The sequence below is a fragment of the Hymenobacter cyanobacteriorum genome, from assembly GCF_022631375.1.
GTDB lineage: Bacteria > Bacteroidota > Bacteroidia > Cytophagales > Hymenobacteraceae > Hymenobacter > Hymenobacter cyanobacteriorum.
Genome location: NZ_JALBGC010000002.1, coordinates 303411 through 326573 on the forward strand (window position 1 = coordinate 303411; position 23163 = coordinate 326573).

Genomic DNA, 23163 nt, shown 5'->3' on the forward strand with positions numbered 1-23163 from the left:
AGGGCTTCTTTGTTTAGCCGAGCCGGAATTACACCTCCGCCAGCATTTCCCACCGGTCGTTCAGCTGGGCCAGCTCCTTTTTCACCTGCTCAAACTTCATCGTCGCGTCTTTCAGCTGCGCCGAGTTTTCGTAGATTTTGGGGTCGGCAAGCTGCTTTTCGTAGCCGGCCAGTTCCTTTTCCAGCGTGTCGATTTTCGCTTCCACTTCGGCCAGCTCCTTGAGGGCTTTTTTCTGGTCGGGCGAGGAGGTTTTGGCGGGCGCGGCGTCGGCTTTCTTCTCTTCTTTGGGCTGGGGCTTGGGGGCCGAGGGGCTGGGCAGGCCGGCTTTTTTGGCAGCCTTTTCGCGGTCCTCCATCCACTGCTCGTACTCGTTGTAGGTGCCGGGGTACTCCTTCAGCTGGAAATCCTCGATGTACCAGATTTTAGTGGCCACGTTCTCCACAAAATACCGGTCGTGGCTGATGACGATGAACGTGCCTTCGTACTGCTCCAGGGCCTGAATCAGGATGTTTACCGACACCATGTCAAGGTGGTTGGTCGGTTCGTCGAGCAGCAGGAAGTTGGCTTCCGAAATCAGGGTTTTGGCCAGGGCCACGCGGCTTTTCTCGCCGCCGCTCAGCACTTTGATTTTCTTGAAAACCTCCTCGCCCGTGAACAGGAACGAGCCCAGCACCGAGCGTAGCTCCATGTCGTTGCGCTTTGAGCCGGCCTCGCTCATCTCCTGCAGAATCTCGTTGTCGAGCGTCAGCGACTCCAGCTGGTGCTGGGCGTAAAACGACATAATCACGTTGTGGCCCAACTGGTGCTTGCCCGCCGTGGGCGCTTCGGTGCCCGCCACGAGGCGCATGAGCGTCGATTTGCCCTTGCCGTTGGCCCCGATTAGCGCGATTTTGTCGCCGCGCTCGATGTGCACGTTGGTGTCGCGAAAAATCAGCTTCTGGTCGTACTTCTTGGTTACGTGCTCCATGCGGAGGATGTGGCGGCCGGGCTCGACTTTGAAGGTGAACTTCATGTTGATTTTGGCCGCATCCTGGGCCACGTCCTCAATGCGCTCGAGCTTGTCGAGGGCTTTCACGCGGCTCTGGGCCTGCTTGGCCTTGCTAGCCTTGGCTTTGAAGCGCTCGATGAACCGCTCGGCCTGCCGAATCTGGGCCTGCTGGTTCTCGAACGCGCCTTTCTGGATGGCGTTGCGCTCCTCTTTTTCTTCGAGGTAGTAGCTGTAGTTGCCGGCGTAGGGCACCAGCTTGCCGCCAATCACCTCCACTGTGGTGTTGGTGGTGCGGTCGAGGAAGGCGCGGTCGTGGCTTACGATGATGACGGCACCCTCGTAATCGGCCAGGTAGTTCTCAATCCACTTGATAGACGGTAAGTCCAGGTGGTTGGTCGGTTCGTCGAGCAGCAGGAGGGAGGGCTGCTGCAGCAGGATTTTGGCCAGCATCACGCGCATGCGCCAGCCACCCGAGAAGCTTTTCAGTGGCTTCTGCAGCTCTTCGGTGGTGAAGCCCAGGCCTTCGAGAATTTCCTCGGCGCGGGCCTGCATGGTGTAGCCACCCAGCGCCTCAAACCGCTCCTGCATGGCGGCCAGCTTATCGATGAGGTCGTCCGAATAATCGGTTTCGAACAGCACCAGCAGGTCGTCGATGTTCTTCTGCAGCTCCAGCGCTTCCTCAAAGGCCTGCATGGCCACGTGCAGAATGCTCTCGTGCGTGTCGTAGCTCAGCAAGTCCTGGTTCAGAAAGCCCAGGCTCACTTCCTTGCTCATCGAAATCGAGCCGCCGTCGGCCTTGTACTCGCCCACCAGCAGGCGCAGCAGCGTTGATTTGCCGGTGCCGTTGAGGCCGATGAGGCCGATTTTATCCTTGGGCTTGATGTGCAGACTGGCGTTGTCGTACAGCGTGCGGGAGCCGAAATGGAAGTCGAGGTCGGAAATGCTAATCATAAAGTCGGGGTATTCGGGGGCAAAGGTACGGCGTGGGGGTGGGCACAACACGGCGGCCGGGCTTTTTACTCCCAACCCCGGGGCCGCCCCGGAAAGAAGGGCAAACAGCCAGGCCGGCTGCGTGCGGCGAGCCTGGCTTGCAACATGTCACGCCAGCGGCTATTTTCACGGGATGAACAATGGACTTCTACAGGTGAAAAACAGGGTTAAGCGGGCCGCCTGTGGCCTAGTGGCCACTTTGCTGTGGGCCGTCGGCGCCCACGCCCAGGCGCAGCGGCCGTTGCCAACGCTCGATTCGGCCCTAACGCGGCAGGTGTATGCCCTGGGTCCGGACTTCGACCAGGCCAGATGGGCGGGGCTTTCGCCCACGCTGCGTTTTCGTGCGCAGCCGGTGTGGGCGGGCGTCGGCAGCGGCTACGTGTCGTTGCGCGACCGGCTGCTGCGCTGCCCCACCAACCTTGACAGCGGCTCGAAGCATCCGCTGGCCGGCAACTACTGGCTGCACTACGGCGGCCCCTCGCGCTGGCAGGCCACCGCAGCGCTCCGGCAGCTCAACAACCAGATGGACAACCTCGACCTGGACCGACGGGCCGTGGAATACGAGCGCCTGAGCATGGTGCTGCGCGAAAAGGCCAGCCGGATGCGCAAGCTGGAGGAGGCACTGCCCGCCCTCGTTTTTGCCCTCGACGAAGCAGGCAAAGTGGTGGGCGTGACGGTAGACCCCACCCGCACCAAAAGCGGCCTGACGAGCCGCAGCCGCGGCCTGATGCTGAAAGCCCTGCGCGACGAGCGTTTCCGGCTGCCGGCCCGCCAATACACCGTCGCCACCAAAGCCACCCACTACCGCCCCGTCGTGCGCCACGCGCTGGAAGAACCCCGCGCCTTCAATGAAAAGCTGCACCGGCTAAGCCTGGGCTACCGCGCCAAGCGCCTGGGGCAGGGGCTGGTGTGGGCCTCAACCCCGCTGCGCCTGCCGGTGCGGGCGCTGCTGTACCGCAAAACGGCCCGGTACGGGCGCTGCCACACCTTTATGGGGTACGTGTGGGTGCCGCGCTTCTGGCCCCAGCGGTATTAAGGCAAAGCGCTGCGGGTGGGCTTACCGCGGCAGCGGGGCCTCATCCTGGGCTTCGCTCAGCTTCTGGGCTATTTTCTGGGGCACGCCTACGTTGTTGAACAGGCCGCTTACCACGCCCTGCCGCCAGAGCGCAAACACCGAAAAGCGCGGCTCGCGGCGGCTCTTCATCTCGCCGCTCACCAGCTTGCCGCGCTTGCGCGGGTTCTGGTCGCGAATCACGACGACGTTCACAGCCTTGGAAATGACATTCTTGAGGAAGGTTTTCTTGATTTCCTCGTCTTTGTAGCCGAGCAGCTTCATTTGCAGGCCGGTGTATTCGGTGTACATGGTGCCGGTGGCCCCTTTGCGGTCCACGCGCATATCGAAGCGGATGCGCTGCACCTGGCCGCTTTTGAATTCGACCAGCTTGGTGGGCACCGTCATCGAATTGAGCATGGCGAACGCGCCCGGCCCAAACGTGCCCCAGATGCGGTGGCGGCCCAGCGGGTCGAGCAGGTAGATGGACACCTGCGCATCGAGTCGGCACTGGTTCTGCAGGTAGGTGGTGGCCTTGCCGGTGAGGGGCCGGGCGGGCGTCTGGTGCCGCCGGTCGTTGCTCAGGTTGAAGAACGAGCCGTTGAACCGGTTGATGTTCATGGTACCCGTGACGGGCGTGAGCGGGCTGCGGTAGGTGCTGTACAGGTTGCCGTTCACGAGGTCGAGCCGCGGCACATCAACAATCACCTTAAGGTTGAGCATTTCCTCGGGCGAGATTTTGGAGCGGTTCGGGTTGATGGGCCCGCGGCCGTCGGAGGCAATTTTCACGACCGGGCTTTGCACGGTGGCGCGCTTCATCCGGAAGTCGCCCCGGTTCACCAGCCCCACAAAATCGAGCCCGGCCAGCATGAGGCGCGGCACTTTAATGGTGACGGCCGGCGCCTGGTAGCCCTTGTGCAGGTTCATGCCCACCGGCGAAAACCGGGGTCGCAGCAGCATGTCGCTGAAACGCAGCAGGTGGGCATCGGTGTCGAGGAATACGTGTTGGCTGCTGGCCCGGTAAAAAGGCCGGTCGAACGGGGCCGACAGCCGGCCGGTGTTCAGCCGCCAAGCGCGGGCGTAGGCAATGCGGGTCGGTTCGGCATTGGCCGCCGAGTCGATGCGGATGCCCCGGCCCGTGGCGTTCAGGTCGCGCAGGTGGGGCGCGTGCCGCCAGCGCCCGAAGCGCACGTCGCCGTGGCGCACGCGCACCACGGCCAAATCGGAGCGCCGCACCGCTTTCGACAGCAGTTTCCAGAAAGGCGGGGGCGGCTTCACCGGCGGCGTGAACTGCAAATCGGGGCGGTCCAGCACCAGGCTTTGGGCTTTGAAGTGCTTTTGCTGGAGGGCCTGGGCATCAAGGCCCGTCAGCGCCAGGCTGGGCAGCGTCAGGTCGATGCGGACGCCGCCGGGCTGGCCCTGGCCCGCCGCGGGCGGCCGGATGCGTACCGAACGCAAATCAAACGTGCCCTTTGAGGTGGACAAATGCAGGCTGCCCAGCGCCAGCGCGTGCGCCGCCACGGTGGCCTGGCTGCGGCCCAAAGCCACTTCCCAGGCTTTGGCGAAGAAAATGCGCCGCGCATTGGGCGCGTTCACCGAATCAAAATGAATGGCCGTGCCCGCCACTTCCAGCCCGCGAATAATCGGGTTGGTCGTTGCGTCTTGTATATGCACGTAGCCGTTCTGCACATTCAAATGCGCCAAATCCAGACTTTTAAGGTAGTCGGTGGCTGTCTTCGAGCTTTTATCGGTATTCTGGCCCGGTAGCGTCGCAGAAAGCTGCGGCTGCTGAATCAGCAGCGAGTCGGCCTGGAAACGGTGCTGGTGCTGCAAAGCGCCCGCCCGCAGCCCCGTGAGGCGCAGGCGCGGCAGCGTCAAATCGACGCGCGGCTGGCCGGCCCGGGCGGGGCCCAGCGGCCGCACCCGGCCCGAATCGAGTTGGATGCGCTGGTCGGCGGTCGAAACACTCAGCCCAGCCACGGCCAGCTTGTGGCCCGCCGCCTGCCCTTGCGCGTGTTGCAGTTGCAGGTTCCACCCAATGGCGTAGCCCAGGCGCTGCGAATCGGCTGCGCCGGCCGCGCTGATGAGCAGGTTCTGCGCGCTCAAATCGGCGCGGCGGAATTGTGCCGTGGGCTGGGCGGCCGCGCCGCCGGGCTGATAGTTAGCCTGGGTGTGCAGCAAGCCGAAGTAGCCAATTTCCAGCCCTTTGAGCTTGAGCGGCAGCCGCTCGTGCAGCGGCTGGCCCGCACTGCGAGTGGGCTTTTGAGCCAGCGCTAGCACCTCAATTCGGGCCGAATCCAGCACCAGGCTGTCGACGGGCACCACGCCTTTGCGCAGCAGCGCCAGCAGGCCAATGCCCGTCACGTTGAGTTGCGCTACGTCGAGCCGCACGCGGGGCAGCGTGTCGGCCACCGTGGCGGCCGGGCGCAGGCGCAGGCCGCTGAGCCGGATGGCGCGCTGCCACAGGCTGGTGTGCAGCGCGCCCACCTGCAGGCGGTACTGGCCGTGAGTTTGGGTGGCTACCTGCTGCTCCAGCTTCCGGCGCAGCCAGGGGTCGAGCAGGTGCTGGGCTACCAGCACGATTGCCAGCAACAAGGCCGCCACGCCCAGCAGCCACCACACCCAGCGCCGCCGGGGGCGCACTGGCTCCGAAATAGAGTGGGCGGAAGCGGAAGAATCGGAGGGCGTTGCGGACACGGAACTGAAGAACTAGCGGGCTTAACGGCGAAAGCCCCGGGCAAGGTTGTGAAGCATAAGGCTAAGTCGATGAACCTGCGAAGTTTCCCGACCATGACGGTGCTTATAAGGGCGGAGCCGGGCGATTGTTTGCGCCAGTTTTTACTTGCCGCGCCTACATTTGGCGCATGCAAGCTCCTCCCGATTCCGCCGCCGTGGGCGAGGCCCTGCTGGCCTCCTTTCGGCACAACTTCCAGCAGTACAAAGCCCTGGCCGACCGGGCGCTGGCCCAAATCAGCCCCGAAGAGTGGCTGCACCAGCCCGCGCCGGGCAGCAACTCGGTGGCCGTCATCGTGCAGCATATGGTGGGCAATCTGCGCTCGCGCTTCACCAATTTTCTGACCACCGACGGTGAAAAAGCTACCCGCAAGCGCGACCAGGAGTTCGAGGAGCCCGCCACGGCCGCCGGCATCCCGGCCCTGCAAGCCGAGTGGACGGCCGCTTGGCGCATCCTGTTCACGCTGCTCGACGAGCTGCGGGCCGACGACATGCTGCGCACCGTCACCATCCGGGGCGAGGCGCACACCGTGCTGCAGGCCATTCAGCGGCAGGTGGCGCACTATGCCTCGCACGTGGGGCAGCTGGTACAACTAGCCAAAATCATTCGGGGCGAGGACTTTCAGTCGCTCAGCATCCCGCGCGGACAGAGTCAGCAGTTCAACCAACGCCTGACGGAAGGCCGATGAAACAACTTTTCCAGGGCGAAACGGCCCACGATATCGGCGCGGGCCCCGATGTTTCCGTATCGGACAGTATGCTCGCCATTACCTCCCTGCTCAGCCCGCCGCACGTGTTGCGCATCAACGCCGTCATCAAAAAGCTCGAAGAAAAATTCGGCCTCGACGACGTGCAGGCTACCCTCGACCCGCACCTGACCTACCAGCTGGCCGGCGTGCGCAAGCTCAGCGCCCTCAAGGAGGCGCTGGCCGGCGTGGCGGCGGCTACCGAGCCGTTTCCGGCTTTCACCACCGGGCTGGGCGTGTTTCCGGGCGAGCGGCCGGTTATCTACATTCCGGTATTGCGCTCCGATGCCCTCAACGCCCTGCACCGGCGCATTCTGGCCGCCACCGCGCCATTGTGCCTGCGCACCGATAAGTTCAGCGGCCCCGATTGCTGGCTGCCGCACATCTCCCTGGCTCTGCACGACACCACGCCCGACCTGCTCGGCCCCGTCCTCGGCTACCTCAACCAGGAAACCTACAACCTCAAAATCACCATCGACAACCTCGCCATTCTGCGGCAGGAAGGCGAGCTATTCGTGAAGGAGGAGGTTTTTCACATGAAGGAAAGGGTGCGGGGATAGGGTGGCTTTTTTGCTTCGTAATCGAAAACGCCTGTCATCCTGAGCGCAGCGAAGGACCTTATCACGTTTGAACGTTTAATTCGAACGTGATAAGGTTCTTTGCTGCGCTCAGGATGACAGGCGTTTCTTATTAACCCAAAGCCTTTTACACCGACGGCGGTACCTGCGTGCCCTGGTCCAGGCTCTGCCACAGGTACTTGCAGGCCAGCGAGCGGTAGGGTCGCCAGGGTTCGGCAATGCTAATCATGCGTTTTTGCAGCGCCCGCCCGGTTTCCTCCAGGCCGTAATGCTTGCGCATGGCGTTCTGCACACCCAGGTCGCCTTCGGCAAATACGTCGGGCTGGTCGAGGGCAAACATCTGCAGCATCTGCGCCGTCCAGCGGCCCACGCCTTTGATAGCGGTGAGGTGCTGCGTGAAAGCCTCTTCGGAGAGGCTGGTGAGATGCTCGTAGTCGAGCAGGCCGCGCTCGTTGTACTCGGCAATGGCTTTGAGGTAGCCGGCTTTCTGGCGCGAGAGGCCGGCGGCGCGCAGCTCGTCCTCGCTCAGGGCTAGCACTTCGCGCGGCTCGGGGTAGCCCTCGGGCGGAAACAGGGCCTGAAACCGTTTCCAGATAGCGGCCGCAGCTTTGGTCGAAATCTGCTGGCTTACGATGGCGCGCAGCAGGGCCAGGTACAGGTCTTCGTGCGGCCGCGGGTGAATGTCGCGGCCTTTGGCAATGACGGCCCCGAGAACCGGGTCGGCGGCCGAAAGGTGTTCGATGGCGGCTTGGTTGAGCATGTTGTTGGGAGAAGAGGCGCGAAAGAAGAACGGACTTTATACCGGCAGGTCGCGCGGGTCGACGGGAATCAGAATAATATCGAGCACCGCGCCGGTGGGGGAGAGGCGCAGGCCGGTGAGGTTGCGGCCAAACACCGCGCCCGTATCAATGTACATGGTGTGCGAGTCGGGGTCGTGAATGGGCTCGCCGTCGTCCATCGGCGTGTGGCCCACTACCTGCAATTTATCGAGCCGTTTGAGCGGGCCGCGCGCCCATAGCAGCCCGTTGGCACTGGTCGGCTCGTAGGCATCGGGGGCGGCGCTGATGCCGGCGTGGCTGGCCAGCACGTGGTCGTTCTGCCACAGCAGCGGGCGCTGCTGCAGCCAGGGCAGGTGCTCAGCCAGCAGTTTGGGCTTGTGCCTGTACTGCTCGGTGGTGCTGCGGCCGCCCCACTTCAGCCAGCCCAGCGACGGGCCTTGCGGACCGTAGTGGTGCAGCATTTCGGCCTCGTGGTTGCCCATCAGAAAGGTGGTGGTGGCCGGGTACTGCTCGCTGAGCTGCCGGGCCAGCGCTACCGTTTCCGGAACGTAGTTGCCGCGGGCCACCAGGTCGCCGACCTGGATGAGGTGGTCGGTGGCCGGTTTCCAGCGCTTGAGCAGGGTGCTGAGCGTGTGGAAGCAGCCGTGCACATCCCCGATGAAGAATAGATTCATGGCCTGCAAAACAGCGGAAGCGCGTTGGAAAGGTCCTTTCGATGAAGATTTAAACCAGCTTTTCGGCCGAATTTTCTGTGGGCTGCCCCAGGCCCAGCCGCCGCACCAGCGGCCCGATGGTCAGCCCCTGGCCGATAATCGAAAACACCACAATCACATACGTCATGCCCACCAGCAGCTCGCGCGGCATGCTGGCGGGCAGGCTCAGGGCCAGCGCCACCGACAGGCCGCCGCGCAGGCCGCCCCAGGTCAGCACCGTCAGGCTGTGGTCGGAGGTGCGGAACGTGTCGCGCACGCGCAGCAGGCCCAGGGGCAGGGCCACCGCCGCCATTCGCGCCACCAGCACCACCACAATGCCGGCCAGCCCCGCCAGCACCGTGCGCCCGGGCAGGTTCAGCACCAGTACTTCCAGCCCCATCAGCACGAACAACAGCGCGTTCAGCACTTCATCAATCAGCTCCCAGAATTTGTCCACATAGTCCTGCGATTCCTCCGAGAGCATCCCGCTGTTGCGGCTGAAGTGGCCCACCAGCAGGCCGGCCATCACCATGGCCAGCGGGCCCGAGGTGTGCAGGTGCGTGGCCAGGGCCGTGCCGCCGGCCACCAGGGCCAGCGTCATCAGCACTTCCACCTGGTAGTTGTCGATGGAGCGCAGCAGCCAGGCCGTGCCCAGCCCCAGCGCCGTGCCCAGGGCCAGCCCGCCCACTGTCTCGCGCAGGAAAACGCCCAGCGCGTGGCTCAGCGTCACCTCGCCCGGCCCGAGCAGGGCTATTTCCAGCGTCACCACAAACAGCACCACGCCCACGCCGTCGTTGAACAGCGACTCGCCTACAATCTTGGTTTCGAGCGATTTGGGGATATTGGCTTTGGTGAGGATGCTGAGCACGGCGACGGGGTCGGTGGGCGAAATCAGCGCCCCAAACAGCAGACAGTAGATGAACGGCGTGGGCAGCCCCAGCCACGGCAGCAGCAGGTACATGGCCCCGGCCACCAGGCCCGTGCTCAGCGGCGTGCCCACCAGCGCCAGCACGCTCACCGGCCAGCGCAGCCGCCCCAGCCGCCGCGTATCGACGTGAATAGCCCCCGCAAACAGCAGAAACCCCAGCATTACCTGCATCACGATGGTGCTGAAATCGAGCTTGTTCACCAGCCGGGCAAACTCCAGCACCGGCTTCACCTCGAAGCGCGCCAGCCCCACCAGCGCCAGCGACGCCACCAGCCCCAGCACCATCAGCCCGATGGCCGTGGGCATTTTCAGAAAGCGCAGGTTGACGTAGGCAAACGCGGCGGCGATAACAAGCAGCAGCGCCAGGGCGGTGTAGAGGTCCAAAGCGGTTGGTGTAAATGAGGATGACGAATACGTTTGTCATCCTGAGCGCAGCGAAGGACCTTATCACGCCCGAACAGTTTGTTCTAGAATGATAAGGTCCTTCGCTGCGCTCAGGATGACAGGCCGGGGTACTCATTCGCCCATTCCTGCCAGCACCGCCTCAATGCGTGCTACCATCGCGTCGTCCACGTCCAGGTGCGTCACGAAGCGAATCCACTGCGGCCCGAAGCTGCTGGCCCGGATGCCCTGCGCCTCCAGCGTGGCCAGGAAACCAGCGGCCGGCTGCACGTCGTGCAGGCGGAAGATGACGAGGTTGGTTTCCGGATTCAGCACCTCGGCCACGTAGGGCTGCTGGCGCAGCGTAGTGGCCAGTTGGGTAGCGCGGCGATGGTCGTCGGCCAGGCGGTCGACGTGGTTTTCGAGCGCGTAAAGGCCGGCCGCGGCCAGATAGCCAGCCTGCCGCCACCCGCCGCCCATCACCTTGCGGATGCGCTTGCACTTCTGAATAAACGCCTTCGAGCCCAGCAGCACCGAGCCCACCGGCGCGCCCAACCCCTTGCTCAAACACACCGAAATCGAGTCGAAATACTGGCCGTAATCTTCGCTGCGCTGCCCGGTAGCCACCAGCGCATTGAAAATACGTGCCCCGTCGAGGTGCCGCGCCAGCCCGTGCTTCTTCGCCACCTCGCTAATGGTCTGCAAGTCCTCCAGGGCGTAGCAGCTGCCGCCGCCGCGGTTGTGCGTGTTCTCCAGGCACACTAGGCGGGTGGTGGGGTAATGCACGTTTTCGGCCCGAATAGCGCCCTCCACCTGCGCGGCGGTGAGGCGGCCCCGGTTGCCGGGCAGCAGCGCCACCGATGCGCCCGAATGGAACGCGATGCCGCCCACTTCCCACAGGTACACGTGGGCCGTCTGCTCACAAATTACCTCGCTCAGCGGTTCGGTGTGGGCCTTGATGGCAATCTGGTTGGTCATGGTGCCCGAGGGGCAGAACAGGCCGGCTTCAAGGCCGAAGCGGGCGGCGGCGGCTTCTTCGAGGCGGCGCACGGTGGGGTCTTCCTCGTACACGTCGTCGCCCACCGGCGCAGCCCACATGGCGGCCAGCATGGCGGGGGTGGGGCGCGTCACGGTATCGGAGCGCAGGTCGATAACGGGCAGGGCAGGGGTTTCAACAGCCATCGGAAAGTGCTAATAGGCGAATTGGAGGAGAGGCCGGGCAAGCCGGGCAAACGGCCGCTGATGCGCAGCCTGTGCCGCAAAAGTAGCGCCCGGCGCGGCGCGGTTGCATTCGGGCCAAATCCACAGTCATTCAGCAAAATGCCTCGCGGGCTTGCACTTTCCACCAGAAAGCCTTACTTTTGCCCTCCGTTTCGTAAGCCCCTAGATTCTAATCATTCCGGTACCATGACCGTTACCCGCCTCAAGCGCAAACACCGCAAGAACATTGCCCGCGCCAACAACAAGCAGCACATCATTAAGGAGTTGCTCCGCACGCCCGTACTGAAAAACGTGGACCTGGAAGAGCTGAAATCGCGCTTCACCACCAACGGTGCTGCTGCTCCTGCTGCCGAAGCCCCCGCTAAGAAGGCTCCTGCCAAGAAAGCCGCTGCTGCCAACGCCGAGGCGTTCGACGCTGCTGATGCCGAGACCAAGCCGGTGAACGCCGACGGTCAGGAAGGCGAGCACCCCAAGCCCGAAATCGCGCTGTAATTACGTAGTTGCGGCCCTCGGGCCAGCAGTTCAAGGTTTCAACGAGCCCCGTTTCCTGTGTTGCAGGTAGCGGGGCTTGTTGGTTTTGCCGCGGTCGGGGAGATGATGCACAGGCTTATGCAAGCCACTATCCCGCCCGCTTGCCTAGCTCCACGGCCTGCAAATTCACCACCTTGCCACCATCAATACCGAAACGCAGCAGCGTGCGCACCTGGTGGAAGCCGTGGCGGCCGGCCGCACCGGGGTTCAGGTGCAGCAGGTGGCGGCGCGGGTCGGGCATCACGCGCAGAATGTGGGAGTGGCCCGTCACGAACAGGCCGGGGTGGGTGGCATCGAGCAGGGGCCGGGCGGCGGGCGCGTAGTGCCCCGGGTAGCCGCCGATGTGAGTAATTACGACGCGCAGGCCCTCAACCTCAAAGTCTTGCACCAGCGGCTGGGTCCTTCGCACGTCCGTGCCGTCGATATTGCCGTACACGCCCCGAAACTGCGGCGCGAGGGCCTGCAATTCGTCCACCACGCGGGCGTCGCCGAAATCGCCGGCGTGCCAGATTTCGTCGCAGCCGCGCAGATGATGCGCAATACGCTCGTCGAAATAGCTGTGGGTGTCGGAAAGCAGGCCTATGTGCGTCATGCTGCAAAGATGGGGCGGGCCGCGAAATCGGTTCGGCCCCGTATCTTGCGGCCGCTGCCTTCCGCTATATTCTCTTTTTTCTTTGGATGCCGGCAGCCCCTGTTTGCCCGACGTCTGTTTTTCCAAGCCGCCTATCCCGATGAACATTTTCATCAACGACATTCCGCTGGTTATCAAAAAGCTCAGCGAAAAAGTGTACAAGCATAAGTACGACCTCGTGCTGAATCCAGACGACGATTTTACGTCGAAGGACCTCATCGGCGACGTACTCGTGCGCGATGCCGGGCCGCTATTTATCGACCGCCTGCTGCGCCTGATGGAAGTGAAAAAGCTGAAAAAGCTGAAGTCGCTGACCATGCTGGTGAAGAAAAAGAAATTCATCACCTTGCACCTCAAAGACCAGTTCAAGATTGCCAAAGCCGGCGGCGGGCTCGTGGTGAAGGGCGACCAGGTGCTGATGATTTACCGCCTCGGCAAGTGGGATTTGCCCAAGGGCAAGCTCAAGAGTGACGAAGACCAGGCCGCTGGCGCCCTGCGCGAAGTGGAAGAGGAAACCAACATCAAGCTGGAACTCGGCGAAGAGTTGCCCAGCACCTGGCACAGCTATGCCTACAAAGGCAACAAGATGCTGAAGAAAACCAGCTGGTTCCTGATGAAGTGCCTCGACGACAGCCTGATGAAGCCGCAGACGGAGGAGTACATCGAGGAAGTGCGCTGGATGTCGCCCCAGGAAGCCCTGGCCAAACTGGAAGACTCTTACGCCTCCATCGCGCTGGTAGTGCGCCACTACCTGAGCGAGATAGCCGGCAAGCCCACCAAAGAAGCCAAAGCGAAATAGCCGTTTAGCGCCGTATCTTCGTGGATATGGGGCTAAAACGTGTACTCAGCAAGGGAATAGCCGGCGTGGCGCTGCTCGCGCTGGCGGCCGCGTGCTCGCACTCGAACGAGCCCGTGCAGGAGCCCGGCCATCCGGCCATTGCCCGGCCCGCCGTGTCGCCGCCCGTGCGGGCCGTGGTTGCTGTGCCCGCCTTGCTGAGCCTTTCCGTGGATGCGCTGGCGCGCAAGCTAGGGCCGCCGCAGCCTATACCTTCCTCGGTGCAGGCACTGCTGAGCCAGCTGCCCAGCGCTGAACCTTCCGATTCGTTGCAGTTTTTCCGCTATCGGAGCCTCGATGTGCTGGTAAGTTACGATGCCGGCACTCGCCGCTTCAACGACTTGCTGCTGCTGGGCAGCAATGAAGACCTGCTAATGCAGCGCGCCGGTTTGTCGGCTGAAGCCAGCAATTATTTATTGCTGCCGGTGTTTCACGCCCGCCGCCCCACGCAAATGCTGGGCCTGCGGGTGGTGCCGCTCGACCCCAAGCCGCTGCAGTAAGCACCCACTAGCCCGCCCGAGGCGGCAGCGCAAACGGCACAAACGCCGACACATCGGCCCCAAACCGGTGCAGGTCGCGAATAATGGTGCTGCTGACAGCCCCCAGCGTGGGCGAAGTCAGCAAAAACACCGTTTCCAACTCCGGAAAAACGTGTTGGTTGCCGTAGGCAATGGGCTTCTCGTACTCGAAATCGGGGCTGTTGCGCAGGCCGCGCAGCAGGTAGCGCGCTCCGGTAGCCCGCGCAAACTCGGCCGTAAGCCCCTGATAGAGCTGCACCGATACGCGCGGCTCATCGGCAAACAAGCCCGCAATGAGCGTCTGCATTTGCTCGGCGGGCAGGTAGCGCTGCTTAGCGCTGTTGGTGCCCAGCGCAACAATGACTTCATCGAATAGCCCCAGTCCGCGCCGCACAATATCGAGGTGCCCGGTGGTGAAGGGGTCGAACGAGCCGGGGAAAAGGGCAATGCGGGACATTGGAAAGGTTGATTCTTAAGGGTTGAATGTTGAGTTTTTAATGGGTAGAATGGTGTCTGTTAGGCTCTTTCTAACTCAACATTCAACCCTTAAAACTCAACCCTCTTAATTAGGCAAAGTGCAGGCTGAACAAGTCGAAATAGCGGTATTCGAACACGTCGTTCAGGCGGTAGCTGTACTGCACGTTGGGGGGGCGGGAGCCGAAGTGCACGTTGCGCACGTAGGTGCGCAGCAGGCTGAACACGGCCGAATCGGGCGTGAGGTCGCCCCACACGGTCACGTCGTCCTGGTCGGGGTCGAGGGCCAGCTCCTGCATCACCAGAATGGTGTAGTACACCACGTCTTCGGCGGTGGTGCAGGGAAACACGTTGCAGTATTCGAGGTGCTGGCCCAGTACCACGAGCGTAAGTTCCTGCTGGCCGGGGTTGAGGTAGAGGCGGCGCTGCGAGGCCGCCCCGCGCTGGTTCACGAGGCCGGCCAGCAGCGCACTGGTGTGGTGCAGCAGGCGGCCGGTGGCGCCGTAAGTGGCGGTAAGCCAGCTTGCCAGCGCGGCATCGGTGGCAAACACGTTCACCAGCTCCAGGCCGGGGTGGGTGGTGTGCCGGATGGTTTCGGTGGGCGAGGGCGTGTGGTGCAGGCGCAGGGCGGCGGCTTCATCACCGGCCCGAAACAGCGGCGCGGGCAGCAGCGTGAAGGCCCGGCCCGTAACGGCCAGCCGCACGGCGTTCCAGCCGCGCAGGCTCAGGAAATCGTGCTGGTTGGCCAGGGCGGGCACGCCGCCGGCTGGCAGTTGGTATTCTTCAAGCACCACAAATTTGCGCCGCTCCACGTCGGCCACGGCCACGTAGAGGCGGGCGGGGCCGGCCAGAAGGTACAGGTTGTAGGCTGCGGCGTTGGCGGGGTCGAAGGTTTCATCGCGCAGTTGCAGCAGCGCTGAAGGTGTGCCCGATGACGGTGCAGAAACAGGGAAAGAAGCAGATGCAGGCACGAATCGAAGCTAAAACCGGCCGGTCGGCCGGGGCTAAAGATACGGCCTGGCCGCAGCAAACGGCATCGCAACAAGCCCGGTTCAGGGCCTGAAAGGCTGATGGACTACGAAAAGCGCAGCTGCGGCACAAAAATATCGTCGGGGCTGAGCACCAGCCGTAGCACGGGGTGCAGCTGGGCGGGCGGCAGTTGCTGCAGCTGCCGCGGAGCAAACCACTGCAGCTCGGTCAGTAGCTGGGCATCGGGGGCATGCTCGGGGTCGTGGCCCAGTTCGGCGGCCTGGTGGTCGTCGGCCAGTACCTCAAAAAATAACTCCAGCGCCTGCAGCGGGCCCTGGCTGAACTCGTGCAGGTGCAGGAAGCGGCCCACGCGCACCGCCAGCCCGGTTTCTTCGCGAAACTCGCGCACCAGAGCTTCTTTCAAACTTTCGCCGAACTGCCACCCACCGCCCGGTGGCGACCAGAAAGCGGCCTGGTCGGGCAGCAGGCCCCGATGGGCAGCCAGCAGCATCGTGCCCTCGCGCAGCAGCAGCCCGCCCACGCGCACCCGCACGCGGCCAGCGTAGGCCTGGAGCAAGGCATCGGAAAAATCGGAATGGGAAGCAGGCAGCATGGCAGGAGCTAAAGGAACGAAAAGGAACAGCCCAATGGGCTTGCCCGACTAACGGCCCGCCCGCCACATTGTTTTGCCTACATGATGAAAAAATGAAGCTGCCGCTGCTGCGCACCTACTGCCAGCTTTTTAACCAAGAGCACGCCTACGTTTTAACGCGGCGTGGAAGCCAATGGCACCTTGGCAGCCCGGCGCCGCGCCCGCCAGCGCCGCAACCGGCTGAGAATATACACGAGCAGCAGCACTACCATCCCCGCCGCCAGCAGCGGCAACAGCAGCGTGAGGACCACGCCGCCCACGGCCGCCGTGTTTTCGACGGTCGCCAGCACCGGGTTGCCCAGGCCACCAGTAGTAGCCGTGGAAGCACCGCGCAGCAGGGCAGTGCCGGTTTGCACCAGCCCGGCCGTACCACCGCCTACCAGCATGCCTAGGGTCCAGCGCAGCGTGGGGTCGAGGTGGGGGAGAGCCGATGTCATCAGAATGGTGCCCGCAATAAAAGAAGCCGGCGTGGTGATGGTATCGAGCAGGTGGTCGACGAAGGGCACGTAGTAGCCCGCGATTTCGGCCACGGTGGCTGTGGTCAGTGCGATAAGGGCCGCCCAGGTTCCCAGCCAGGCAAAGCCCGCTGCCGGTGCGAGGTAGCCGGTATGGTAGGCCAGGCTGGCTGCCAGCAGCGGCACAAACACCCGGAAGCCGCTGCACGCCGCCAGCCCCAGGCCCAGCGCGCCCGCTACTACATACTGCATGGCCGGCCCGGGTTCCATCATGGCGTTCGAAGCGAAAGTAAGGCCGAAAGATAGGGGCCCGGCAGCCAAGCCAGTACCTTTGGCGGAACGGGCGCCCGAATGCCTCTGTCACCTCACCAAAGCCGTTTTACAGGTCTAAAAAGTTAAAACGGCTTTGGCTTGGTACAAGGCGGTATAAAAATTTGCGGTGCTTGTCCATAGTCTCCGCTTTTACTTAACTCAACTTTCTCAGTTCGTGTCTTCTGTTAATCAATCATCTACCGAAAATATTAATTCTGACGCCTCCAGCGACCTCGAAATCCGCATCCGGCGCAAGCTGGAGCGCCAGCATTTCATGCACCTCATCGGGGCCGACCTTACTGTCATCACGTCCGGCCGCGTCGAGGCCGAGCTGGCCTTACAGCAGCAGCACCAGCAGCAGCGCGGTTTCGCGCACGGCGGCCTGGTGGCCACGCTCGCCGACCTCGTGGCGGGTTTTTCGGCCGTTACCCTCATCCCGGATAATTACGGCCTTGTCACGGCCGATTTGCGCGTGTCGTACCTGCACCCCGGCGTGGGGCAGCGCCTGCGGGCCATTGGCTGGGTGCTGAAGGCTGGCCGCCGCCTGCATTTCTGCGAGGCCGAAGTATGGTGCGACGAGCTGCTAATTGCCAAAGCCAGCGCCACCATGGCGGTGGTGGAGCCTGCCCCGCAGCCGTGAGTAGCGCCGGGGAGGACGGGCCGCTGGCTGGCTATTTCCGGCTCTTTCAGGGAGTGGATGGCAGCTTTGTGGATATGCACGAAACCCACGGCAAGCTCGAAAGCCGGCAGAATATTCCCATTGCCCTGTTTCTGGCGGCGCGCGGGGAACGGGTGCGTTTGCTGCCGGTGTTGGATTTACGAAATGTGAAAAGCCCTGATGCCAGCCGCAATGGGGTAGAATGGGAGTTTAAAGTGCCCGAAGGCCGCACCGCCAACGCCATTGACCGTGCCTTGCGGGGAGCCAACCGTCAGGCTGCCCGGGTGCTACTGCAAGTGGTTGAAGAGTTCGACATTCAAGTGCTGGAGCAGGCCATTCACGGCCGGGTGCGCCGGGCCGAAAATATTCTGGAAGTAGCCGTTTTGCTCGCCGATGTGTTGCACCATTTCAGCCGGCCCGAAATTCTTAACAATACCTTTCGCGGCAAAATGGGCTAAAAAAAATGGGGAGCGCAGCATGCTGCATCTCCCCGGGGGGTCAGGGCTTTCACCCCATCCGATACAAATATACGCACTTTTGGCGGACGAAGTTCACCCCGCCGCTTTCCTTTTTCGCTGATGCTTTCCCTCCGCACCCCGTCCGTTCGCGACTATTTCCCCTACGCGCCCACCGACGACCAGGCCCTGCTTTTTACCCAGCTCGATGCTTTCCTGAAAGACCAGCTGCCGGGCCGCAAGGTATTTGTGCTGCGCGGCTACGCGGGCACCGGCAAAACCACCGTGGTGAGCGCGCTGGTGCAGTGGCTGCACAAAATGCAGCGCAAATACACCCTGATGGCCCCGACGGGGCGCGCAGCGAAGGTGATGGCCGGCTACGCGGGCGTGGCCGCCAGCACCATTCACAAGAAGATTTACCGCCAGACCAGCGGCGCGCCCAGCGAGCGGCTCAACTTCCAGCGCCAGCCCAACCGCGTGGAGCAAACGCTCTACATCGTGGACGAGGCCTCGATGATTTCGGACGAGAAAGCTTTCGGCGAAAACGGGCTGCTTGATGATTTGATGGGTTTCGTGTTCGAGAAAACGAGCAACAAGCTGCTGCTCATCGGCGATACCGCGCAGCTGCCGCCGGTGGGCCAGCTTCTGAGCCCGGCCCTCGACCCCGAGCTGCTGGCCCACCGCTTCCGGGCCGACGTGAACCACGTGGAACTGCGCCAGGTGATGCGCCAAGCCCAGGAATCGGGTATTTTGGTGAATGCCACGGAATTGCGTGAGGAATTGCGCGAGGAAGTGCCCAAGATTCAGCTGCACACGCAGGGCTTCCGCGACATTTTCAAGATGGGCGGCGACAAGCTGGAGGACGGCCTGCGCTGGGCCTACCGCAACTACGGCCACGAAAATACCACCATCATCTGCCGCTCAAACCGCAACGCCAACCAGTACAACCAGCTCATCCGGCGGGCCTTGTTTGATGCGGAGGAGGAGATTGAGGGCGGCGACTACCTGATGGTGGTGCGCAACAACTATTTCTGGCTGCCGAAGGATTCAGAAATCGGCTTTCTGGCCAACGGCGACTTCCTGCAAATCAGCAAGGTTATTCGGCGTGAGGAGATGTACGGCTTCCACTTCGCGCAGGCCCAGGTGCGGCTGGTGGACTACCCCGACGAGCCCGAAATCGAGGTGAAGCTGCTGCTCGACACGCTGCACACCGAAAGCCCGGCCCTGCCTTCCGACCGCAACAACGCCCTGTACCTGGCCGTGAGCGAGGATTATGCCCACCTGCCCACCAAGGCCGAGCGCTACAAGGAAATGCGCAAGGACCCGTACCTGAACGCCTTGCAGATAAAATTTGCCTACGCCCTGACGTGCCACAAGGCTCAGGGCGGGCAGTGGCAGGCCGTGTTCGTCGACCACGGCTTTCTGAAACCCGACGAGCCGCTGGCCGGCGAGTTTGCCCGCTGGCTCTACACCGCCATCACGCGGGCCTCGGAGCGGCTGTTTCTGCTCAATTTCCAGCAGCAGCTGGTGGGCGACCCGCCGCCCGAAGACTAGCCCGGGAACCGAACCGGGCTTCATCGGGTCTTCAGGAAGGGCGGCGCACTTTGGTCGTAAATTTGCGAGGCCCGGCGAAAACCCTAAATTTGTTCAACGCCAACCCTTCATCATCCCTCTTTTCAATTGCATCCCATGAAAAAAACCTTGCTTCTCGCCCTGAGCCTGACGGCTGCTGCCTACACCACCACCCACGCCCAGACCACGGCCGCTAAGCCGGTGGGCCCGGTCGCCGGCCCCGCCATCACCTTCGAAGAAGTGAAATACGACTTCGGCTCGGTGGTAGCCGGTGGCACCGTCGACCACACCTTTAAGTTCAAGAACACGGGCACCGCCCCCCTCGTCATCTCCAACATTGGCGTGAGCTGCGGCTGCACTACTCCGGAATGGACCAAAGCCCCCGTGCTGCCCGGCAAAACCGGCACCATCTCGGCCCACTTCAACTCGACCGGCAAAATGGGCATGCAGAACAAAGTGCTGACCATTGAGTCGAACGCCACCGCTGGCAGCACCACCGTGTCGCTGGTTGGCGAAGTGAAAGAGGCCGCCGCGACGGCCAACGCTACGCCCGCCATGACCACGTCGGGCGACGTGAAAATGAAAGACGACGGCAACAAAACCAAAGTGAAAGGCGACGCCGGCAAAATGAAAGCCAAAGTGAAAAACTAACTTTTCAATTTGTCATTCCGACGCAGGAGGAATCTGAGGAAATATCGTTTTCCGGATTTATCCAGATTCCCCCCTCCGTCGAAACAACAAAAAAGGCCTTCCGCACGTGCGGAAGGCCTTTTTTTATCGTTGCCAATTGCGACTACAGCTCGCGCACGGCCAGCAGCAGGCTCACCCAGCCGCCCAGTAGCAGCAGGCCGCCGATGGGGGCCACCGCCCCCAGCTTGGTAATGCCCGTGAAACACAGTGCATAGAGCGAGCCGCTGAACACCACGATGCCGCCGGCCCACAGCATGCCGGTGGTGCCCAGGGCGCGCAGCTCGGGCCGGGCCGCCCACAGCGCCCCAATGGCCAGCAGGGCCAGGGCGTGGTAAAACTGGTAGCGCACGGCGGTTTCGAAGGTGTCGAGGCGGCCGGCGCGCACCAGCGTGTCGTGCAGGGCGTGGGCCCCGAAGGCCCCGATGGCCACGCCCAGCGCGCCAAACAGGCCGGCCAGCTGGAGCAAAAGTCGAGCAGTCATAAACTAGAAAACGGGATGATGAATGGTGGCCCGAAGGTACGGCCGCGGGCCGGTCAACAACCTAAATCTGGCGTTTGAGGCGCAGGGTGGTAGAAAGCAGCTCGCCATCGGCGCGGCGCAACACGAGGAACAGGGTGCGGCCATCCTGCGAGTGCATGATGCGGCTGAGCTCGGTGAGCGAATAAGCGCTGGCCGGCAGCAGGTTGATGCTGATGAGCTCGTCGTCGACGCGCAAACCAGCCAGGGCCGCCGGCGAATCAGGCATCACCCGCAACACCAGGAAGCGGCGATAATCGGTGCCTGTGGCCAGCAGGTCGATGCCGCACATGTCGTGCTCGAACGCATCGCGGAAGCGCATGTTGGGCCGCAGCAGCAGGCGCTGGTGCGGGTAATCGATGACGGTGGTGAAGCGTTTGAGCAGCTCATACCCCACGTTGCCGTTGCGGGGCACGTCGATGCGGCGGTGTACATCGCCGGCCTCGGGGTAAGAGGTGAGCACCGAGCGCAACTCGTAGCGCCCCAGCCGGAGCTTTGGCACGCGGCCCAGATAGCCGCGCACGATGCCGGAGAGGCCACGGCCGAGGTCGGTGGGCAGGCGTTGGGCCGGCCCCACCAGGTGCGGGTTCGAGTCGAGTTCCAGCGACAGCGCGTGGCTGGCCCCGGTGTCGAGCACCAGCTTCAGGGGCATGGTGAGCGTGTCGTTGAGCTGCACCGGCGTGGTGATGTACGCTTTGTTGCGTTCCAGCGAAAGCGGAAGGCTGGTCCAGCGCCGGCCACGGGGCGCACGGTAAGCCGCCGGATTGGTGAGCTCAATGCGCCCCTCTTCGACCAGCAGCGTAACCACGAAGCTGCGAAACAGCTCCGACCCGATGATGCCGTGAATACGGGTGCCCACGAAGCCGGAAAGGTCGAGCAGGTTATCGGCCAGCACCACCCAGCTCATGCGCGAGGCCACCACGCCGGGCATGCTGATGCGCACACTGTCGGCCTGGTAGGCCAGCAGGCCGGTATCGCCGCCCCCAGCCCCCACAATGCGCAATTGCTCGCCGTGGCGCAGGCCCAACGAATCGGCCAGGGTGTTCGAGGTGAGAATGGACATGGCCACCCCGGTATCGAGCAGGAAATTGTAAGGGCCGCGGCCGTTGATGTAGGCCGAAATAACCAGCAGATTGCGCTGCACCTGTACCGGAATGAAGACCCGCTGGTGCCGGGGATTTTCCAGCACAAAGGGTGCTGAATTGGGAGGAGCCTGCGCGCGAACCGCAGTGCCACCCAGGCCCCATAGCGCCAGGCAAAGCAGCAAACACACCGCACGCAGACTGAGCATGATTATAAGGCTGTTGAATAGGCCGCAAGTAACGCGAAAAGTTATGCTTATCGCAGCACATGGCCAACAGCCGCCTACTCCGGCAATTCCCAAGGGCCGGCCGGGTCGTAGCGCAGGGCCCCGCCGCTCACGTGCAGCGGCGCTTCAACATTGTTATGGTAGAGCTGGCCGGTGCCCAGGCCCTGCGGAAAGCCGTGCACATCGTATTCGCCCGTGAGCTGGGCCACGGCATTCAGGCCCACGTTCGATTCCAGGGCCGAGGTGAGCCACCAGCCCAGGCCGCGCGCTTCGGCCAGGGCAATCCAATGGCGGGTGGCGGCGTGGCCGCCCAGCAAGGTGGGCTTGAGCACGATGTAAGCCGGCCGGAGGTCATCGAGCAGCGCTGCCTGGGTGGCCGGGTCGGTCACGCCAATCAGCTCTTCATCGAGAGCAATGGGCAGGGGCGAAACACGGCAGAGGGCGGCCAGGGCAGCCGCCTGCCCGGCCGCAATGGGCTGCTCGATGGAATGCAGCCCAAACTCGGCCAGCTGCGCCAGCTTGCGCGGGGCATCGGCCGGCCCAAAAGCGCCGTTGGCATCGACGCGGAGGGTGAGCTGTTCGGGGCCGGCTACGGCGCGGATTTCCGCAATGATGGCCAGCTCGGTAGCAAAATCCAGGCTGCCAATCTTTAGCTTGAGGCAGGAGTAGCCCGCCGCCAGCTTCTGCTGAATCTGCTCGCGCATGAAGCCGGCATCGCCCATCCACACCAAGCCGTTGATAGGCAACGCTTCGCGGCCCTGGCTGAACGCGTTGACGTAGAGCTGCTGCCGGCCGCCGTTGGCCAGGTCGAGCACGGCAGTTTCGAGCGCGAACGTGAGGGCCGGCCACCCGGGGCCAACCAGCGCCGGCACCTCTGCCAAGGCCAGTGCATCGAGCCCGGCCGCGTTCACGCGCTCGCACAGGCCCGCAATGGCTCCGGCAAAGCCCGGGCCGTAGTCGGGACTGAGGCCCGCCAATGGCGCAGCCTCGCCCACTCCGATTATCGCGGGATTATCGGAGTGGGCGAGGTGCAGGTACCAGGCCACGTGTTCGGCCAGAGCCCCGCGCGAAGTGCGGGCCGGAAAATTGAAGCGCAGGACGCGCTGAGAGAACTGAAGGTGCAACATGCCGCAAAGATGCGGCCGCCCGGTGGTACCCGCAGGCTTAAGCGTTAGCGTTGCCGTTGCCGTTGGTGGCTTTGCCGCGGCGGCTCACGAGGCCGCCTTTGCGGCCGGCGTCGCGGGCCTCATCGGCCGAGAAGCGGTGGCCGCGGCCGCTGGCGTGCGAGGCTTTGCCGCCTTCGCTGGCAATGCGGCGCTGGGTTTCGGGGCTCATGGCGGCGAAACCGCGGCGGCTTTTGGTGCCCACGCGGTTGGCGGGGCGGGTAGCGGCCTTGGCAGCAGGCGTAGGAGCGGGCGTAGCCGACGAGGCGGCGGTGGAGTTGGCGACCATGGGAAAGGAAAGGAGGAAAAATGCGATGAAACGGGCCGTAAAACCC

At 63.3% G+C, this 23163-nt stretch carries 25 protein-coding genes; 10 read left to right on the top strand and 15 right to left on the bottom strand.

Annotated elements, in window-relative coordinates; genetic code table 11:
* Nucleotides 1-28: 28 nt before the first annotated feature.
* Nucleotides 29-1939, bottom strand: coding sequence for an ABC-F family ATP-binding cassette domain-containing protein (locus MON38_RS06495; RefSeq protein ID WP_241935344.1), 1911 nt, complete (start codon nucleotides 1937-1939; stop codon nucleotides 29-31).
* 229 nt (nucleotides 1940-2168) lie between these two features.
* On the opposite strand from MON38_RS06495, the gene MON38_RS06500 reads away from it, so the two are divergent.
* Nucleotides 2169-3014, top strand: coding sequence for a hypothetical protein (locus MON38_RS06500; RefSeq protein ID WP_241935345.1), 846 nt, complete (start codon nucleotides 2169-2171; stop codon nucleotides 3012-3014).
* Between the two features lie 21 nt (nucleotides 3015-3035).
* Here the strand turns inward: MON38_RS06500 and MON38_RS06505 are convergent, their stop codons facing one another.
* Nucleotides 3036-5726 (bottom strand): hypothetical protein, encoded by a 2691-nt coding sequence (locus MON38_RS06505; protein ID WP_241935346.1) that lies wholly within the window; start codon nucleotides 5724-5726, stop codon nucleotides 3036-3038.
* Between the two features lie 167 nt (nucleotides 5727-5893).
* On the opposite strand from MON38_RS06505, the gene MON38_RS06510 reads away from it, so the two are divergent.
* Nucleotides 5894-6451 (top strand): DUF1572 family protein, encoded by a 558-nt coding sequence (locus tag MON38_RS06510; protein WP_241935347.1) that lies wholly within the window; start codon nucleotides 5894-5896, stop codon nucleotides 6449-6451.
* Nucleotides 6448-7068, top strand: coding sequence for a 2'-5' RNA ligase family protein (locus tag MON38_RS06515; protein WP_241935348.1), 621 nt, complete (start codon nucleotides 6448-6450; stop codon nucleotides 7066-7068). The genes MON38_RS06510 and MON38_RS06515 overlap by 4 nt, the downstream gene beginning before the upstream one ends.
* A 145-nt stretch (nucleotides 7069-7213) precedes the next feature.
* On the opposite strand, the gene MON38_RS06520 is transcribed toward MON38_RS06515, so the two are convergent.
* The 4 genes from MON38_RS06520 to MON38_RS06535 all read right to left on the bottom strand — a co-directional run bounded on the left by MON38_RS06520 (nucleotide 7214) and on the right by MON38_RS06535 (nucleotide 11048).
* Nucleotides 7214-7846, bottom strand: a complete 633-nt coding sequence (locus tag MON38_RS06520) for a DNA-3-methyladenine glycosylase family protein (RefSeq protein WP_241935349.1) — start codon at nucleotides 7844-7846, stop codon at nucleotides 7214-7216.
* Between the two features lie 36 nt (nucleotides 7847-7882).
* Complete coding sequence (locus MON38_RS06525) at nucleotides 7883-8539, bottom strand: metallophosphoesterase family protein (RefSeq protein ID WP_241935350.1); 657 nt, start codon at nucleotides 8537-8539, stop codon at nucleotides 7883-7885.
* Between the two features lie 49 nt (nucleotides 8540-8588).
* A complete protein-coding gene (locus MON38_RS06530) occupies nucleotides 8589-9869 on the bottom strand; it encodes a cation:proton antiporter (RefSeq protein WP_241935351.1) in 1281 nt (426 codons plus the stop codon).
* Between the two features lie 132 nt (nucleotides 9870-10001).
* Complete coding sequence (locus MON38_RS06535; protein ID WP_241935352.1) at nucleotides 10002-11048, bottom strand: threonine aldolase family protein; 1047 nt, start codon at nucleotides 11046-11048, stop codon at nucleotides 10002-10004.
* 225 nt (nucleotides 11049-11273) lie between these two features.
* Here MON38_RS06535 and MON38_RS06540 point away from each other — a divergent pair, with 225 nt between their 5' ends.
* On the top strand, nucleotides 11274-11579 hold the full coding sequence (locus MON38_RS06540) for a hypothetical protein (protein ID WP_241935353.1): 306 nt from the start codon (nucleotides 11274-11276) through the stop codon (nucleotides 11577-11579).
* A gap of 127 nt (nucleotides 11580-11706) precedes the next feature.
* Here the strand turns inward: MON38_RS06540 and MON38_RS06545 are convergent, their stop codons facing one another.
* Nucleotides 11707-12210 (bottom strand): metallophosphoesterase family protein, encoded by a 504-nt coding sequence (locus tag MON38_RS06545; RefSeq protein WP_241935354.1) that lies wholly within the window; start codon nucleotides 12208-12210, stop codon nucleotides 11707-11709.
* Nucleotides 12211-12349: 139 nt separating this feature from the next.
* Here MON38_RS06545 and MON38_RS06550 point away from each other — a divergent pair, with 139 nt between their 5' ends.
* Nucleotides 12350-13048 carry an NUDIX hydrolase gene (locus MON38_RS06550; RefSeq protein ID WP_241935355.1) on the top strand — a complete coding sequence of 233 codons (699 nt, stop codon included), beginning with the start codon at nucleotides 12350-12352 and terminating at the stop codon, nucleotides 13046-13048.
* 26 nt (nucleotides 13049-13074) lie between these two features.
* Complete coding sequence (locus MON38_RS06555; RefSeq protein WP_241935356.1) at nucleotides 13075-13584, top strand: hypothetical protein; 510 nt, start codon at nucleotides 13075-13077, stop codon at nucleotides 13582-13584.
* Between the two features lie 7 nt (nucleotides 13585-13591).
* On the opposite strand, the gene coaD is transcribed toward MON38_RS06555, so the two are convergent.
* From coaD to MON38_RS06575, 4 genes are all read right to left on the bottom strand, one after another.
* A complete protein-coding gene (gene coaD, locus MON38_RS06560; RefSeq protein ID WP_241935357.1) occupies nucleotides 13592-14059 on the bottom strand; it encodes a pantetheine-phosphate adenylyltransferase in 468 nt (155 codons plus the stop codon).
* Nucleotides 14060-14168: 109 nt separating this feature from the next.
* Entirely contained in the window at nucleotides 14169-15047 is an 879-nt protein-coding gene (locus tag MON38_RS06565; protein WP_241935358.1) for a DUF3822 family protein, read from the bottom strand.
* Between the two features lie 104 nt (nucleotides 15048-15151).
* Nucleotides 15152-15658, bottom strand: coding sequence for an NUDIX domain-containing protein (locus MON38_RS06570; protein ID WP_241935359.1), 507 nt, complete (start codon nucleotides 15656-15658; stop codon nucleotides 15152-15154).
* A 152-nt stretch (nucleotides 15659-15810) separates the two neighbouring features.
* Entirely contained in the window at nucleotides 15811-16425 is a 615-nt protein-coding gene (locus MON38_RS06575; RefSeq protein ID WP_241935360.1) for a DUF4126 domain-containing protein, read from the bottom strand.
* A gap of 214 nt (nucleotides 16426-16639) precedes the next feature.
* Between MON38_RS06575 and MON38_RS06580 the strand changes: the two genes are divergently transcribed.
* From MON38_RS06580 to MON38_RS06595, 4 genes are all read left to right on the top strand, one after another.
* Nucleotides 16640-17104, top strand: a complete 465-nt coding sequence (locus MON38_RS06580) for a PaaI family thioesterase (RefSeq protein WP_241935361.1) — start codon at nucleotides 16640-16642, stop codon at nucleotides 17102-17104.
* Nucleotides 17101-17580, top strand: coding sequence for a CdiA C-terminal domain-containing protein (locus MON38_RS06585; protein WP_241935362.1), 480 nt, complete (start codon nucleotides 17101-17103; stop codon nucleotides 17578-17580). The genes MON38_RS06580 and MON38_RS06585 overlap by 4 nt, the downstream gene beginning before the upstream one ends.
* A 120-nt stretch (nucleotides 17581-17700) precedes the next feature.
* On the top strand, nucleotides 17701-19131 hold the full coding sequence (locus MON38_RS06590) for an ATP-dependent DNA helicase (RefSeq protein ID WP_241935363.1): 1431 nt from the start codon (nucleotides 17701-17703) through the stop codon (nucleotides 19129-19131).
* 135 nt (nucleotides 19132-19266) lie between these two features.
* Nucleotides 19267-19800, top strand: coding sequence for a DUF1573 domain-containing protein (locus MON38_RS06595; protein WP_241935364.1), 534 nt, complete (start codon nucleotides 19267-19269; stop codon nucleotides 19798-19800).
* 142 nt (nucleotides 19801-19942) lie between these two features.
* Here the strand turns inward: MON38_RS06595 and MON38_RS06600 are convergent, their stop codons facing one another.
* The 4 genes from MON38_RS06600 to MON38_RS06615 form a co-directional block, all read right to left on the bottom strand.
* Nucleotides 19943-20320, bottom strand: a complete 378-nt coding sequence (locus MON38_RS06600; protein ID WP_241935365.1) for a DUF423 domain-containing protein — start codon at nucleotides 20318-20320, stop codon at nucleotides 19943-19945.
* 61 nt (nucleotides 20321-20381) lie between these two features.
* The gene (locus MON38_RS06605; RefSeq protein ID WP_241935366.1) at nucleotides 20382-21545 is read right to left on the bottom strand and encodes an aspartyl protease family protein; all 1164 of its coding nucleotides are present in this window, start codon (nucleotides 21543-21545) and stop codon (nucleotides 20382-20384) included.
* 176 nt (nucleotides 21546-21721) lie between these two features.
* Nucleotides 21722-22792 carry an o-succinylbenzoate synthase gene (locus MON38_RS06610; protein ID WP_241935367.1) on the bottom strand — a complete coding sequence of 357 codons (1071 nt, stop codon included), beginning with the start codon at nucleotides 22790-22792 and terminating at the stop codon, nucleotides 21722-21724.
* A 37-nt stretch (nucleotides 22793-22829) separates the two neighbouring features.
* Nucleotides 22830-23117: a KGG domain-containing protein gene (locus MON38_RS06615; RefSeq protein ID WP_241935368.1), complete on the bottom strand. Its 288-nt coding sequence runs from the start codon at nucleotides 23115-23117 to the stop codon at nucleotides 22830-22832.
* Nucleotides 23118-23163: the final 46 nt, after the last annotated feature.